Origin of the sequence: Phocaeicola intestinalis (assembly GCF_014837065.1) — a bacterium.
Lineage (GTDB): Bacteria > Bacteroidota > Bacteroidia > Bacteroidales > Bacteroidaceae > Phocaeicola > Phocaeicola intestinalis.
Genome location: NZ_JACSPP010000046.1, coordinates 1 through 15,532, shown reverse-complemented (window position 1 = coordinate 15,532; position 15,532 = coordinate 1). Strand labels below are relative to the sequence as shown.

Sequence of the window (15,532 nt, the reverse complement as noted above, 5' to 3'; positions counted from 1 at the left end):
CTTTTTTCTTCGTACCTTTGTGAAAAATTATCAAGCGAACATCATGAAGATTATTGATTTTAGTACCAGCAACACACTGTTAAACCAATTCCTTGCCGAGATGCGCGATGTCAACATCCAGCAAGACAGTTTGCGATTCCGGCGGAATATCGAACGTATCGGGGAAATCATGGCATACGAAATCAGCCGTGACCTGCCTTATGAAGAGAAGGTGATACGCACGCCGCTTGCCGAAGCAGTGGAAAACATACCGGCTGTCCGTCCGGTTATTGCGACCATTCTGCGTGCAGGACTTCCGCTCCACCGAGGATTCATCAATTATTTCGACCATGCCGAGAATGCTTTCGTATCGGCTTACCGCAAATACATCGATGAAGATCATTTCGACATTCATATCGAATACATCGCTTCTCCAAAACTGGATGGAAAAACATTGATTCTTACCGATACGATGCTTGCTACGGGTGCTTCTATGGAATATGCATATGAAGCCTTGCTGACCAAGGGAACGCCTGCGCACGTACATATTGCTTCGGTAATAACCAGCCGACAGGCTGTAGAACATATCCAGAAAGTTTTTCCTCAAGAAAAGACTACCTTGTGGTGTGCTACTATCGATCCGGAACTGAATGCTCACTCGTATATTGTTCCGGGGCTGGGCGATGCAGGCGACTTGTGTTATGGCGAAAAAGAATGACTTCTGAATTGTACGTGCAGGCGTGCGGAGAAACACGTCTGCACACATTCTCAGTCTGGGATATAAGAAGCTGTTTTGAATTTATCGTGCGATGATTTGGGATGAGTTTTTGAGGCATTTTCGCTTTTGTGATGAGGAAGATAGCGGGCTATCTGACGAAGAACAGGAGCGAAAAAGACCAAAAAATCGCCCAAAGCACACACGAAAACGTATACATCAAGACAAGAAAAACTTTTTGGAGAAATTCAAAACAGCTTCTAAGTCTTACAGGTTTCGGATATGATTTAGTAAACCTTTGCAAGCATCTTCCAGAATGTCTAGTACATTTTCGAAGCCTTGTGCACCGCCGTAGTAAGGATCGGGTACATAATCGGCTACTTTCGTTTGGCAGAAATCGGTCATCCGACCAATCTTTCGTTCTGTTTCCACATCAGGGGCTTTCTCGCGTAAGGCATCGATATTGGCATCATCCATACCAAGAATCCAATCGAAGTTGTAAAAATCATCGGTACGCACGGGACGCGAATGGTGCGTAATCTGGTAGCCACGCCGGGAGGCATGCATTCGCATCCGTGGGTCGGCAAGGTCGCCTTCATGATATCCGCTGATACCTGCCGAGTCGACCTCTATTTCCATTTCCAGTCCTTCTTGTTTCAGGTAAGTACGCATGATTTCTTCGGCGGCAGCCGAACGGCATATATTGCCGAGGCAGACAAAGAGTATTCGCTTCATAATTTGTAAAGGAATTAGAAAAAGCAAAAGAAGCCAGGAGAACAAGAGGAGCAAGAAGAGTTTAACGGCATTTCGGACATAAAAGTCATGGCTTCTTGGATCCCCGATAACAGTTCCTTTCCTCCCTGCTTACATTATATATTCAAATAAGTTTTAAACTTTTCTACGCTGGTGTTCATGATCAGTTCTTCAGGGAACTCTGTCTCACCTACCAGCTGCAAGGCATAATCGTAAGTTGCAATATCGAACGAAATGTGTGCATCGCTTCCCAATATGACCGGTACTTCGTATCGTTTGCACAAACGCAGTATTTCCAGGTTATTGTCGCGTGCATCCATCTTTTTCCGGCAAGGACGAAGTGAAGAATTGTTGATTTCGAGCAACGTGTGGTGCTCTTTGGCGGCCAGCACAATGGGTTCGAAATTCAGTTTCGCAGTCCCGTCTCCCGGATGACTGATAATGTGAATGTAAGGATTGGCTATTGCCTGTACCATGCCGTGCGTGTTTTCTTCAGGTGTACCGCCCGCATAACACAACGAGTGTATACCGGCAATACGCAAATCGAGCAAATTAAGGTAAAACTCGTCCATGTCAATGTTGCCTTCACAATCCAGAATGTTGATTTCCGCTCCCAGCAGCAAATCGACGCCGTACATCCGGCGCGGTACGACATAAAGATTGCGGAAATAAATGGGACTGCACGAACCCGGAATGCCGGGAGCATGTTCGGTAATGCCCAACAGTTTCAATCCCTTTTCGGAAGCCGCTTGCACCATTTCCTGCAAAGTGCTGAATGCATGCCCGCTGGCTATCGTATGGGTGTGTACATCTAATTCTATTTTCATATTCTTTATTATAATTGGAGAGAAAACTCAACTCACATAGGGTCTACGTCATAATATACCAACAGCGAACGAAAACGTTCGTCTTCTGCGATGGCACGTTGCACTTGGCGCAGGTATGCCCGTACTTTTGACATCGACGCCTGTAATTCTACTTTTACCATTATCTTCTTTATGAACAAAGTTTGAATACGTGCCACCAAAGGTAAATCCGGCCCTAAAATCCGTTCGCCCAATCCTTGTCGCAAGTAACGTGCCATTACGTCAGCCGCCTGGTCGAGAACTTCTTGTTTACGGTGTTTCAGGTATACATAGACCAGCCGGTAAAAAGGCGGGTACTTGAACAAGTGGCGTTCGGCAATTTGCTCATCGAACAAACTGCGGTAATTATTCGTTACCACTTCGTGTATCAACGGAAGGTCGGGCGATTTGGTCTGCAAGATTACCAGTCCTTGCTTGTTTTTCCTGCCCGCACGTCCTGCTACCTGTGCCATCAGTTGGAACGCGCGCTCGTATGAACGGAAGTCGGGATAGTTCAGCATCGAATCGGCATTCAGTATGCCAACCACACTTACCCGGTCAAAATCCAAACCTTTCGATACCATTTGGGTTCCGATAAGGATATCGGTTTTTCCTTCTTCAAAATCAGCGATAATTTTTTCGTATGCAGTACGGGTACGGGTCGTGTCCAGGTCCATCCGGGCAATACGTGCTTCGGGAAAGATTTCCTTGATGCTGTCTTCCACCTTCTCGGTTCCGAACCCCCGACTGACCAGTTCCACTCCTCCACATGCCGGGCATGCTTTCGGTATGGGTTCGGCATACCCGCAGTAATGGCACGTCAACTGGTTCAATCCTTTATGATAAGTCAGGCTCACATCGCAGTTTTTACACTTTGGTATCCAGCCACATGTACGGCATTCTATCATCGGGGCAAATCCTCGTCGGTTCTGAAACAGGATGACCTGTTCCTTTTGCTCCAACGCCTCCCTGATCTTTTGTAAAAGCAAAGGAGAAAATTGTGCCGTCATCCGTTTCTTGCGTGCCAGTTCCTTGATGTCTACCACTTCGATTGCCGGCAACTGAATCTGTTGGTGACGCTCGGTCAGTTCCACCAGGCCGTATTTCCCCTGAAGGGCATTGTAATAGGTCTCGATACTGGGAGTGGCAGTCCCCAGTAATGTCTTTGCACCGAACAATGAAGCCAGCACCATGGCAGCATTACGGGCATGATAGCGCGGTGCCGGTTCTTGTTGCTTATAGGTGTTCTCGTGCTCTTCGTCAACGATGACCAGCCCTAACCGACGGAAAGGCAAGAATATGGACGAACGTACACCCAATATGATATCGTAATCGTTTTCGGAAAGCTGCTTCTGCCAGATTTCTACCCGTTCGGCATCCGGAAATTTGGAATGATAAATTCCAAGCCGGTTGCCAAATACCCGCCTTAGCCGTTCGGTTATCTGAGTGGTCAAGGCTATTTCGGGCAGCAAATACAACACTTGTTTGCCACTCTGGATAACCTGTCTAATCAAATGAATGTAAATTTCCGTCTTACCACTGGAGGTCACTCCATGAAGCAAGCATACGGATTTTGTAGCGAACGACCCGATTATTTGCTCGTATGCTTTTTGCTGTGCCATGCTAAGCGGGTTTAGCGGAACTGTATCCAAAACACCTTTTACCAGTCTTCCTATTTCCTGATGGTATAATTCAAATACTTTTTTATCCACCAGGCCAGACAATACAGCAGGGGTCACTCCCGATTCTTGCAGCAAAGTCTTGCGTGATACTTCTTTCAGAAAGCAGCCGGGACGCACCCAGCCTGAAAGTTCTACGTATTTCATCAAAGCAGCCAGCTGTTTAGGAGCACGTGCAAGCGCATCGAACAACTGATGCAAGTCTGCTTCCTGTTGTATTGTCTGTGGAAAACGCACAAAAACCTCGGTGCGTGGTTTGTAGCTACGTTTCAGTTCCTCCTTGACATAAATGGCATTTCTCTTCAGCAGGCTATGAATAACAGGAAGTATGTTCTTGATGCCGGTGATTTTTCCCAGTTGGGTAATGCATTGTTCGTTATCAAGGGTCAGGGCATCAAGCACAGATTGTTCTTTCTCAGGAAGGATGGAATCCGCTTCAAATTCAGGATTGTAGACTACTAGAGTCTCGCTTTCCAGCTTCATCCCCGAGGGTAGGGCAGCCTTATAGACATCGCCCAACGTGCACAGGTAATAATCGGCTATCCATTGCCAGAAATCGTATTGCCGTTTTAGCAATACAGGTTTTTCATCGAGCACTTCTACAATCTCCTTGGTCTCATATCCTTCTGGAACTTCTTCGTGCACGCGTGTCACAATAGCCGTATAATATTTCTTTTTGCCGAATGAAACAACGACACGGATGCCTGCGCATACTCTTCCTTCCAACTCTGCCGGAACAGCATACGTATATTGCCCCAGGATAGGCAACGGCACTATGACATCTGCAAACTTTTTCATGCCGCAAAGTTACAAAAACCCGTGCATCTTGCTGGGATATTTTGGAAACTTTTAATAGCTTTGCATCCGACTCATTGTTTCATCTTATAGTTAATTCAATATGAAAGTTTATAAAATAGGTATCATCGGTTGTGGCAGAATAGCTCAGAAGATGGCAACTACCTTGGGAGGAATGAAAGGAGTGGCCCGTTATGCCGTCGCTTCGCGCAGTAAAGAAAAAGCAGAACATTTTGCCCGTGAATGGCAGTTTGCCAAAGCATACGGCTCTTACGAAGAACTGGCAAACGACCCGGAAGTAGACCTTATCTATATAGCTACTCCGCATTCGCACCATTACGAGCAGGCACGAATGTGCATCGGAAAAGGGAAACCGGTATTGTGCGAAAAGTCTTTCACCGCCAATGCACGCCAAGCCGAATCTTTGCTGGCATATGCCAAAGAGAAAGGAGTCTTTATTACCGAAGCTATTTGGACACGATATTTGCCTCTCTCGCTCAAAATACAGGAACTGATACATAGCGGCATAATCGGTACACCTTATACACTCTCGGCAAACCTTAGTTATCCGGTATCGTACAAAGAACGCATCCAACGTCCGGAACTGGCGGGAGGTGCCTTGCTGGACATTGGCGTATATACACTTAACTTTGCCGCTATGGCATTCGGCACCGAAATAGAACGGATGGAATCTTCTTGCCTGCTGGCCGATACAGGAGTGGATGCACAAGAAAACATCACTTTGTTCTACAAAGACGGGAAAATGGCTTCGCTCCAGTCGAGTATTTATGCCAAGAGCGACCGTATGGGAGTCATCAGCGGAGATAAGGGACAACTCATTGTAGAGAATATCAATTGCCCACAATCGGTACGGGTAATAGATGACGATTACAATGTATCTGCCGTATATTATGCCCCGCAATGTATCACAGGATTTGAATATCAAGTATATGCCTCCATCGAGGCCATTGAAAAAGGCTGGCTGGAATCTCCTTATATGCCGCATGCAGAAACACTTCGCATCATGAGACAAATGGACGAATTGCGGAAATCGTGGGGAGTGGTTTTCCCGTGTGACTGACTTAATACGATGCCATGTAGGGGCATATTCAACTTCTCTATTTGCAGACACACGCATATAGATGCGTAAGCATAAGCATAAGCAACTATTCCTGATTAATTAAATTCATCACAGAAGACAAAAATGCCCATAGCATAAAAGGGAGTTAGAAGGAGTTATGTCTTCGGCAGGAGTTAAAGGCCAATAATCCTGTTATGGCTTCCATGAGCAAAAGTATTGGCTTCTAACTCCCTTTAACTCCCTGAAATAACTCCTTTTCAACTCCTTATTGGGGAAAATGCTTAAAACATATATGCCAGTGATACCTGCCACGTGTTTTTCTTCATGTCTACCGTGCCTTCATAATCTTCTATCACGGCTTTCGCCACTTTGTTGATGCTGAAGTTATAGTTCAATCCGATTTGCAAATGCTGAATGAGTTTTACACCTGCTCCCACATTGAAGGTAGTATAAGATTTCTTCATATCAAATGTTTCCGAACCGATATTGAAAAGTCCGCTGCCTACATTGAAGCCGAATTGGGGTCCCGCCGCAATATAAGCTCCGAAGGTACTTCCCAGTCCAAACGTCCATTTTAAGTTGACAGGTATTTCTATTGTTTTCAATGTCCTGTTTTGAGATACTCCTTCTTCATAATAATTCGCCTTTCCTTTAGACTGGTTATACAGGGCAGCCACATCAATGCCCAGTCCCACTACCGGAATAGTAAATTCAGCCATCGGTCCGATAAAGAATCCGGTCCGGTTGTCTCCTTTAAACACATCTTCTGAAAAGGTGAGGGTGGAAATGTTCAGACCTCCTTTTAAGCCGAACTTCAATTGAGCCTGTGCCGGTATGGCTATCCACAGGCAGGCCACCACCATAAGAGTCGATAAAATCTTTTTCATAACGCAAATAGTTTTAGTTTAGCCAGACAAAAATACGTATTTACCTTGTGGTTTACAAATGTTTGAAGGTAAATATTTGCATAAGCCCCCGATTCTATCTGTATAAGCCAATGCACCTATATGCATCGGGAGGTGCAGCTATAATTTTTTATGTAAAAACAGAAAGGAGGAAACCGGTTAGGTTATGAACCGGCTTCCTTCTTTCAATCAGTTTATAGAAGCGATGTGTCTTCTTATAAAATCATAGCTCAATACCAGCGAGGATCGCCTACCTGGTTGTAAATCAACTCTTCATTACTTAATGTAAAGTCACCGTTTGCGGCATCTGCATACCCTGGGTCAAGCGTTGTACCATCGGCGTCGAAGAACTTGGCTTTGCCGTCTCCTCCATCTGAAACAAGGTTCTTCGTATTGAAGTAATTATTGTTTTCGAATGTAGGTTCTGCCGTATTGCTGTTGTCGGAGAATCCTCTGCCACAATTCGGCATATTGGAAACCATGTTGTTAGTAAAGCTAATGCTATTGCCCTTGAAGCGTACGTAAAGCAAACGGCGGCTGCTGTCATTGCTTGCACCGTCAATCGTACAATGGTCGACTGTAATGACAGGGGCAGCACCGGCAAAGTCGCCGGAAGCATCATCATAGCGTATGAAGTCCCGATCGGCACAACTGTTCCAGATGGTGCTGTTTGTGATGTTCAGTGTGGCAATGTATCCCTTGCGGCAATCGAACATATCGCCACCGCTGCACTGTATTCCGTGCATCAGGCTATTGTTGATGGTGATTTCATTGATAGAGGCAGTTACGTTGACATAATACAGGCCTTTCACATAATTGCGGATTTCACAATCATTAATCATCAAATGTCCATACGTGCCTTCATCTTTGTATTCGAAAGCCTGGCTACCGTCTGTACCTGTTCCATCCATGACAATCTGGCTCAGGCTCAACGATGCTCCTTCATTGAGTGTAATGCAACCATTGATAACCGGCCGGTCGCTTGGACGTACAGCTTTGAGTTCGATATCTGCCTTGATATTCAACTTACCAACTCCACCTTCTTCGCCAGGTACAGTATAGGTGCCCGGATAAAATGCGAAGGACGCACCGTCTTCGGCTCCTTCCAGGATGGCAACAAAGTCATCTTCGGGACTAATTGCTGTAGCACCCGCCAAATCAATCAATGTTGTAAAGGTTTGCGAGCCTCGGGTCTTGTTACCGTTCATCAGTTTGGCGGTATATTCCGTTTCCGGTTTCAGACCGGTGATAGTGGCCTGTCCGGATGCTATTTCTTCGGACGTGACTGTATGTGCAGGCACATCGGCAGGACTTAGCACGATTTCTGTTGCCGTTTGTCCTGCAGGCCAACGTAAAGTGACTGAATTGTAGGTAAGGTCGGCTTCGGTTACGGTTTCCAGTATCTGTTCAGCATCGGTCTCAAAAAATACGCCGCTCCATTTCGAAGTCTTGCTTTCGTCTTCACCTACTGCCTGTACACGTGCCGAATATTGAGTTTCACCTTCCAGTCCGGAAATAACATAAGGAAGGTCGTCCGCCGTAATTCCGTCGAATGTCAAAGCTGCTGTACCTGCAAAAGTCAGGCTATCATTGGCAAATAGTTCAATATTATAGCTTGTCGCGCCTTGGCTAGGAGTCCAGGTCAGACGAACGTCCGTGCGGTTTACAACTCTTGCTTCCAGATTGATAGGAGCAAAGTAACGGCTATAGTCAATGCTCAGCACTTCTTCGCTTTGGTCTTCGCAAGCCGTAGCAAGAGCCACCAAAGCAACTCCCAACAAATAGGTATATTTTTTCAGCTTATTCATAATCATGTGTTTTTAATCATTCGTTAACATTCCATTGCTATTATCCACGAATATCTGCCAGATAGGCCAATATTGATTTTCATCCGGATTATTCACATAAAGTACGTCTACCTTGGCGTCTTCCAATTTGTCGGTTCCCAGCCATGTCGTACTTGTATATCCTTGGTCCAGCAAGGTTTCACCGACCGTTTCCGTATCGCCATAATTCAAACCGTAAATTACGAAAATATCAGTCATGCCATCAATGGTTTCGATGGAGGTATAAGCACCTGCAGGAATAGCGTTCACAATTTCGCTTGCCTCTCCCTCGTTTACTACTGTCTGGTATGTATAGACTTTATCTATCAAGTCGGCGTATTTTCCTTCACGTCGTGCCAGTTGTTTCATCTTGGTCTTGGCCTCGTCCAGTTTGGTCTTTAACAAATTCCAGCGTATCAGGTCAGCTTTCCGCAACGATTCTCCGGCAAATTCCAATCCGCGTTGCTCTACAATGGCATCAAAGAACGATTCTTTGCTGGCAGTAGCTGTATTCATATAAGCGGAAACTTTGTCTGATGGTAATGCACGTTCCAGCACCGGACGCATGTATTGGGCAGCATTTGCCGGACCTTCCAGTTCGTTAACAGCTTCTGCAGCCATTAAATAGACATCTGCCAAACGCATGTATTGCCAGTTTACACCGTCATCATTAGTAGAAGTCACGATGCGGCTCATCCATTCGTAACGCAATTTTCCGAAGTTCCATTCTTTTAATGAAGCCAGCTCTTGTGTACTGCGTCCGTTGGTCAATGTTTGCGACCACCTGAAAGGGGCACAGGTGATGTTGCGGCGTATGTCATCTACATCATAATCATAAAATAAAGTAGGAAGAGGACCGTTCACACCGCCTTTGTTCTGTTGGGTATACTGGTCTTTCGCCTGATGTTCTACCCCTAATGTATAAAGTACACGGCCACGTCCTTCCGAGAAAGGAATCTCCCAAATAGACTCTTGCCCGGCGGTAACTACATCCCGGCACAAATTCGTAAAGTTATCTTTAAACGGAAGTGAAGCCAGATTCGGATATTGTGCTATCACATCAAGGCATTCGTCACGTACGATGGTATACATGGCGGTACGATCCAGGTCTGGGTCATTGCTTAACCGTATACCGTCGGCACGTTGGCTGTAGCCTCCTGCATAAAGAGCGATTCGAGCACGAAGTGCCTTGACAAAAGCCTTGCTTACACGTTCGGTAGTCTGGGTTATGTTGGACTCATTAGGCCAATATACATAGTTTTCTGCTTCCAGCAGGTCAGCCAACAGTTGTTTGTATATTTCATCCCGGTCAGCCCGCGGAAGGTACATCGTTTCTGATGTGATAGAAGAAAAACGTGCAGGTACATCTCCCCAGCCTTTAATCAAGTCAAGATAGATGACAGCCCGTAAGGTCAAAGCTTCTCCCAGCAGGTGTGCCATGTCAGGGTTGTTTTCATAATTGCCGTATGCACGTATGCCTTCGATCGCCTTGTTGGCACGTTCGATACCTTCGTAAAACTTAGCGTATGCATTATTGTCTGTATTCATCTGTGAATTGGAAGGCTGGGCATTATAAGTGGCGAGGTCGTTCTTCCCTCCGTCATTGATACCGCTGGCTTCCAAACCATTAATCCATTCCACATCGCTATTGATGCCATAGTAAGGCAAGTAGCGTCCACGATAAGAATTGGTTTCTCCGAATGACTGATGAATACCCATAACGGCAGCTTCTGCCATCTCATACTGCGAAAAAATAAGCGATGAGTCCATTGATGACTGTGAGGGAGCTTCCATATCACAGGAGCTTATACCGCATGCCAACAACGCTAATAGAGGTATATAAAATAATTTTTTCATATTGTCTTAATTTACGGGTTTAGAAATTCAAGTTAACACCAATGACGAATTGGCGGCTCTTGGGATAAGCAGAATAATCTACCCCCGGAGTCAGATTCGTCTGCAAGGCAGTAGATACTTCCGGATCGAAGCCTGAGTAACCTGTAAGGCAGAATACATTATAAGCTGTCACATAGAAGCGCAGGTTCTTGATGTGTACTTTGTTCATCAAAGATTCCGGCAATGTATAGCCTAATGTCAAAGTGTTCAGGCGCAGGAATGAACCGTCTTCTACCGCCCAGTCGCTGAATACCATGCGTTGAGTCATAGGAGACCACATTGTGGTATTGGCATTCATGGCTGCAAGCTGTTCCGGGTCATTACAAATGGTTCCGTCCGGATTCAAGTTAGTCCAACGGTTTCCGTCAGCCATTTCCGTAGTCATGTTACGGTACTGGTATTTGCCAGTCATGGTGTACTCGATTTTGTTGGCATTGTAAACGTCGTTGCCGATACTGAAATTAAAATTGGCACTCAAATCAAAACCGTATGCACGCGCATTGATTCCGAAACCTCCGGTTGCTACCGGATTGGCATCACCAATGATCTCACGGTCTTCATAACCTCCAGTCACTACTCCGTCGCCACTTAAATCTTTCAGTTTCATCATACCTGGACGTAATGTCCCCACTACCGCAGTACAGTCATCAACACCTTCTTTCAGTATCCATGTTTCTGATGCAGCATCGTAACCTACGAAATCACTCACTTCATAACGTCCTGCCGAACGATAGCCTAACATCTCACCTACAGACCCGCCTTTGGCAATCCAGAAATCTTGACCGATTTCAGAAGAAGCCCAACTGGTATCTTGTCCGAAATCCTGCATAATTCCCAAATCCTTGATTTCATTCTTGTTGAAACCGATATTGGCATTCAAGCTGATTCCCCAGTTTTTCTTGTTGACAATAGTCCAGTTAATAGTAGCTTCAATACCTTTATTTTGAGTTTCTCCCATGTTACGGTATTGGGTATCATACCCCGTTCCACTGACCGGGAAGTTTATCAGCAAGTCCTTAGTCGTATTCAAGTAAGCTTCGATTGTACCGTTCAGCTTGCCACCGAATAATGTGAAATCCAATCCTAAGTTACGAGTAATGGTTGTTTCCCATTTCAAGTCTGGATTTGCCATGGTCTTGCTGGGTGCCCAATAATTATTAAAACCGTTAATCCACGAAGTCGTGTTACTGTTGTACACCTGTACGAGTTGTCCTGACGGGATGTTGTTATTTCCTGCAGTACCATAACTGAAACGCAACTTCAAGTCATCCAGCCAATTCTTGGCACCTTCCATAAAAGATTCAGACGAAATACGCCATGCAACAGCAGCCGACGGGAAAAATCCCCAACGATTGTCTTCCGAAAATTTGGAAGAGGCATCGGCACGGAATGTTGCAGTCAACAAATATTTGCTTTTGTAATTATAATTGACGCGTCCGAAGAACGAAAACAACTTATCGTCTGGATTTAATGTATTTTCTATGTTATAAGGAGTGGTACCCTGAATATTTGTCAGTTTCCACGCCTCTGTAGCCGAAATCCAGTCTGGAAATCCGTGAACTTCATTTTCCAGCTCGTTTTCCTTGGTTATAATCCATTCGTGCCCTACCAACAGATTCAAACTATGGTCTTTGTTTTTAAGTACTTTCTCAAAATCATAATTGATGGTATTCGTATTCCGGAAACGGTGACGGAACAAATTGTTGATGCGGATAGCAGGATGTCCTTGATTGGCTGCAGCCGGTGTGTTTTTTATATAATAGGTAGTTGTACCCCAAAAACGTTGGTCATTATTGCGGTAATCATCATAACCGAATTCAGTTTTTACCTTGAAATTCTTGAATATTTCCCAGCCAAAACTACCGTTCATATTCAGGGTCTTGCGCTCTTTCATACGGTCGTTGTCCCAAATGGCGGTTATCGGATGATATAGATTACCCAAGTCATCGTCGGCACTACCTGCCGATTCATCCAGATTTGCCAAAGGTATCGGCGTATAGATAACAGAATACTTCAAACGCTTGTCTGTATCCAACGTACTGCTTGTTTCATTGGCACCACCACCTCGGATATCGGTTTCCGAATAACGGATGGAGAAATCCAGTGTCGTGTTCTTGGTAGGCTTCGTGTTCAGTTTCAGGCTGAAGTTATCACGCTTATAATTTGAACCTTCCATGATGGCTTTATCGTTCATGTGTGCATAGCTGAACGAATAGCGGATACGTTCCGTACCACCGCTGATATTCAGGTTATGATTAAACGTATGCCCTGTACGGCCGAATGTCAAGTCTTGCCAGTCATTATAAGGTATATTTTGATACATATCCATGTCTTCATACTTCCCGAAATATTGTTCGTACGAAGTCAAGTCATCTTTCAGCAAAGCCAGTTCATATTGCCACTTGGCATAATCATAAGGGTCGAGCACATCCATTGTATTGGCAATTTTCTTCCATGAATAATAGGCATTATAACTGACGCTGACCTTACCTTCTTTTCCCGATTTAGTTGTGACCAGAATTACACCATTGGCACCACGTGAACCGTAGATGGCAGTAGAAGATGCATCTTTCAGTACAGTGATATCTTCTATTTCCGAAGCGGGGATATCTGAAATAGACTCTACCGGGAAACCGTCTACGATAAACAGAGGACTGTTATCGCCTGTGATAGAGCCTCCACCACGTACACGGATTTTCATTTCTGCATCAGGCGAACCTTCTGTTGTGGTAATCTGTACACCAGCCATCTTACCTGTCAAGGCTTCTGTGGCCGAAGCTACCGGAACTGCTGTCAGTACGTCTGCATCGACCGTAGCCACAGAACCGGTCAGGTCTTTTCTCCTTACAGAACCATAACCAATGACAACAACCTCTTCCAACGCCTGAGAGTCATCATCCATTGTTATATTCAAGATAGTCCGCCCCTTTACTGCCACTTCTTGTGTCTTCATTCCGATGTAAGAAAACACCAAAGTTGCATCAGAAGGAACGGTAAGCGTGAAATTACCATCAAGGTCCGTAATTGCTCCATTGGTGGTATTTCCTTTCTCTACTACAGAAGCACCGATAACAGTTTCTCCTGTATTGTCTTTCACTGTACCTTTTACGGTTACATTTTGCGCTGATACGCTAAGCGATATCATCGCTGCAAAAAACAGCAGCACATAACGCATAGATTTCATCTTACTAGCCATTCTTACGCATATATTAAATAAAAGATTAATAAAGGGTTAATAACGTATGCAAGCATACATTGTTAACGTATCGTAGCAAATGTATGAAAATATAGAATCAAAATTGTGGAAAAATTGTTTTTTCACAGGTCTTTTTTGTTCATGCCTGTCTGCAAAAGAAAAAGCGTAATCCGTATGTGTTGCATAACATCATTTATACATCACACAATATAAGTTCCCATGTTTGTAATGTGCTAGCGAAAAAACAGCTTCTTAATTTCTCCGATAAGTTTGGCATATACGAATCAATGTATGATTGGAAGGTTCAGTATCTGTTTCAGGCTGTCTTCTTTTTACGTTCTCCATATGGAAACCGTACGGTTTCCATATCGAAAACATACGGTTTCCATATCAAGAACGTACGGTTTTGAGATGGAAACTATAAAAGGAAGCTATCTGGATTGGTAACGCAACCCAATCAGAAACTCCAACTGTTTTGATTACCTTTTGGAATTTGATTACCCAATTGATTAGATGCCCATAGCATTTTTCTTTGATTAATTCAAAACTGTCTCTTAATAATAGTCCGTTAAGAATTCACCATATCGGCTAAGCGGCTTCTGCCACTATGCCAAATAGTTCTTTGATAAGTTTAGTATTAAAAGTTCTGTTCGGTTTCAGACCGGACTTGCTAAAAATTCTTTTGAACATGTAAATATTACTCAGATAGGCCTTTAGCAGTCCGATGGAAAGCGAGGGATAGTATCGTTGGCACAAATAATTTATAATTTTGCGACAAACTCAATGTAAAGGTAAGCATAGAAGACCATATTTTGACTGAAGTCGGAAACCTGTTTTTATCGCATATCTTAGAGATAAGAATTCATCTGGATATGGCAATCTCTCGTTAGTCTTTTAGCTCATTCTGTAATCTGCAAAAAATATATAATAACCTGTTGGCGGAATTAATTAGAGTTGATAATATGTTTGAAAAGTTGCGCATATCGCTGATTTTTATTAACTTAGTGTTGTTCAAATCATTAAGTTTAAATCATCGTATGCACAACTTATACACAAAATTCGTCAGAATACTTGAGATATGCAAGCAATTTTCTCATAATCTTGTCAATGCCCAAGGGAATATTGTCCGCCGTGGTCCTGTTCCTAGATTTTCAGACCTGGAAGTCGTGGCGTTGTCATTAGCGGCAGAATCAGAAAGCATAGACAGTGAGAACTGGCTTTTTGAGTACAAACTGCAAGAATACAAGGAAAAAATTCCAAATCTTATATCACGCAGACAATTCAATGACCGTAGGAAGAAAACGGCAGGGTTGTGTGAAACCATACGCAAGCGGATTGCCCTGAAAATTGACGGCGGTGAGGATTTCTTCGTTGTTGATTCCAAACCGATAGAAGTCTGTCGCCCCGCAAGGGGAAAACGCTGCAAGATGGGCCGGTCGGGAGATTTTTCCAAAGCGCCTGACTTTGGCTATTGCGCTTCGCAAAACACATATTACTTTGGTTATAAGCTTCATGCAGTCTGCGGGTTAAGTGGAGTAATTCATTCCTATGACTTGTCAAAGGCGAGTGTACATGACCTCAATTACATGAAAGACGTGAAACTGGAATATCATGATTGCAGCATCTATGGAGACAAAGGCTATGTCGGGGCTGACGTACAGCTTGACCTCTTTGAAACCGCACATATCCGGTTGGAATGTCCCTACCGGCTGAACCAAAAGGATTGGAAACCGACTTTCATTCCCTTTGCAAAAGCGCGCAAGAGGATTGAAACGATATTTTCTCAGAAACTGTTTTGAATTGATTCAAGAATAATGTTATAAGCATCTTCAGATCTCAAATCAGTCGGTCAATTGGAAAAA

The 15,532-nt window shown here is 44.2% G+C and carries 10 protein-coding genes and 1 pseudogene; 4 read left to right on the top strand and 7 right to left on the bottom strand.

The genetic code is table 11. The features are described from left to right. Positions 1-43 precede the first annotated feature (43 nt). Positions 44-697: a uracil phosphoribosyltransferase gene (gene upp / locus H9625_RS12765; RefSeq protein ID WP_191764667.1), complete on the top strand. Its 654-nt coding sequence runs from the start codon at positions 44-46 to the stop codon at positions 695-697. A gap of 91 nt (positions 698-788) precedes the next feature. After that, positions 789-980, top strand: a complete 192-nt coding sequence (locus H9625_RS12760) for a hypothetical protein (protein ID WP_140406900.1) — start codon at positions 789-791, stop codon at positions 978-980. Here the strand turns inward: H9625_RS12760 and H9625_RS12755 are convergent. From H9625_RS12755 to priA, 3 genes are all read right to left on the bottom strand, one after another. Further along, the gene (locus tag H9625_RS12755; protein ID WP_022040446.1) at positions 962-1,429 is read right to left on the bottom strand and encodes a low molecular weight protein-tyrosine-phosphatase; all 468 of its coding nucleotides are present in this window, start codon (positions 1,427-1,429) and stop codon (positions 962-964) included. The two genes, H9625_RS12760 and H9625_RS12755, sit on opposite strands and share 19 nt — an antisense overlap. A gap of 134 nt (positions 1,430-1,563) precedes the next feature. Next, on the bottom strand, positions 1,564-2,274 hold the full coding sequence (locus tag H9625_RS12750) for a phosphatase (RefSeq protein ID WP_022040447.1): 711 nt from the start codon (positions 2,272-2,274) through the stop codon (positions 1,564-1,566). Between the two features lie 32 nt (positions 2,275-2,306). Further along, the gene (gene priA, locus H9625_RS12745; protein ID WP_191764665.1) at positions 2,307-4,769 is read right to left on the bottom strand and encodes a replication restart helicase PriA; all 2,463 of its coding nucleotides are present in this window, start codon (positions 4,767-4,769) and stop codon (positions 2,307-2,309) included. Positions 4,770-4,869: 100 nt separating this feature from the next. Here priA and H9625_RS12740 point away from each other — a divergent pair, with 100 nt between their 5' ends. Beyond that, positions 4,870-5,847 (top strand): Gfo/Idh/MocA family protein, encoded by a 978-nt coding sequence (locus tag H9625_RS12740; protein WP_022040449.1) that lies wholly within the window; start codon positions 4,870-4,872, stop codon positions 5,845-5,847. A gap of 281 nt (positions 5,848-6,128) precedes the next feature. Here the strand turns inward: H9625_RS12740 and H9625_RS12735 are convergent, their stop codons facing one another. The 4 genes from H9625_RS12735 to H9625_RS12720 all read right to left on the bottom strand — a co-directional run bounded on the left by H9625_RS12735 (position 6,129) and on the right by H9625_RS12720 (position 13,670). Next, positions 6,129-6,734 carry a porin family protein gene (locus H9625_RS12735; protein WP_022040450.1) on the bottom strand — a complete coding sequence of 202 codons (606 nt, stop codon included), beginning with the start codon at positions 6,732-6,734 and terminating at the stop codon, positions 6,129-6,131. Between the two features lie 248 nt (positions 6,735-6,982). Then, positions 6,983-8,560, bottom strand: coding sequence for a fibronectin type III domain-containing protein (locus H9625_RS12730; protein WP_191764663.1), 1,578 nt, complete (start codon positions 8,558-8,560; stop codon positions 6,983-6,985). A gap of 12 nt (positions 8,561-8,572) precedes the next feature. Then, positions 8,573-10,435 (bottom strand): RagB/SusD family nutrient uptake outer membrane protein, encoded by a 1,863-nt coding sequence (locus H9625_RS12725; protein WP_087406252.1) that lies wholly within the window; start codon positions 10,433-10,435, stop codon positions 8,573-8,575. Between the two features lie 19 nt (positions 10,436-10,454). Further along, on the bottom strand, positions 10,455-13,670 hold the full coding sequence (locus H9625_RS12720) for a SusC/RagA family TonB-linked outer membrane protein (RefSeq protein WP_022040453.1): 3,216 nt from the start codon (positions 13,668-13,670) through the stop codon (positions 10,455-10,457). A gap of 962 nt (positions 13,671-14,632) precedes the next feature. Between H9625_RS12720 and H9625_RS12715 the strand changes: the two are divergent. Next, positions 14,633-15,457: pseudogene (locus H9625_RS12715) on the top strand (IS982 family transposase); the annotation flags it as partial. Between the last annotated feature and the right edge of the window lie 75 nt (positions 15,458-15,532).

Excerpts from the sequence above, each read along its gene's own strand:
- H9625_RS12730 (WP_191764663.1), bottom strand. The coding sequence starts at position 8,560 with ATGAATAAGCTGAAAAAATATACCTATTTGTTGGGAGTTGCTTTGGTG.
- H9625_RS12755 (WP_022040446.1), bottom strand. The coding sequence starts at position 1,429 with ATGAAGCGAATACTCTTTGTCTGCCTCGGCAATATATGCCGTTCGGCT.
- H9625_RS12740 (WP_022040449.1), top strand. The coding sequence starts at position 4,870 with ATGAAAGTTTATAAAATAGGTATCATCGGTTGTGGCAGAATAGCTCAG.
- upp (WP_191764667.1), top strand. The coding sequence starts at position 44 with ATGAAGATTATTGATTTTAGTACCAGCAACACACTGTTAAACCAATTC.
- priA (WP_191764665.1), bottom strand. The coding sequence starts at position 4,769 with ATGAAAAAGTTTGCAGATGTCATAGTGCCGTTGCCTATCCTGGGGCAA.
- H9625_RS12750 (WP_022040447.1), bottom strand. The coding sequence starts at position 2,274 with ATGAAAATAGAATTAGATGTACACACCCATACGATAGCCAGCGGGCAT.
- H9625_RS12720 (WP_022040453.1), bottom strand. The coding sequence starts at position 13,670 with ATGGCTAGTAAGATGAAATCTATGCGTTATGTGCTGCTGTTTTTTGCA.
- H9625_RS12735 (WP_022040450.1), bottom strand. The coding sequence starts at position 6,734 with ATGAAAAAGATTTTATCGACTCTTATGGTGGTGGCCTGCCTGTGGATA.
- H9625_RS12760 (WP_140406900.1), top strand. The coding sequence starts at position 789 with ATGATTTGGGATGAGTTTTTGAGGCATTTTCGCTTTTGTGATGAGGAA.
- H9625_RS12725 (WP_087406252.1), bottom strand. The coding sequence starts at position 10,435 with ATGAAAAAATTATTTTATATACCTCTATTAGCGTTGTTGGCATGCGGT.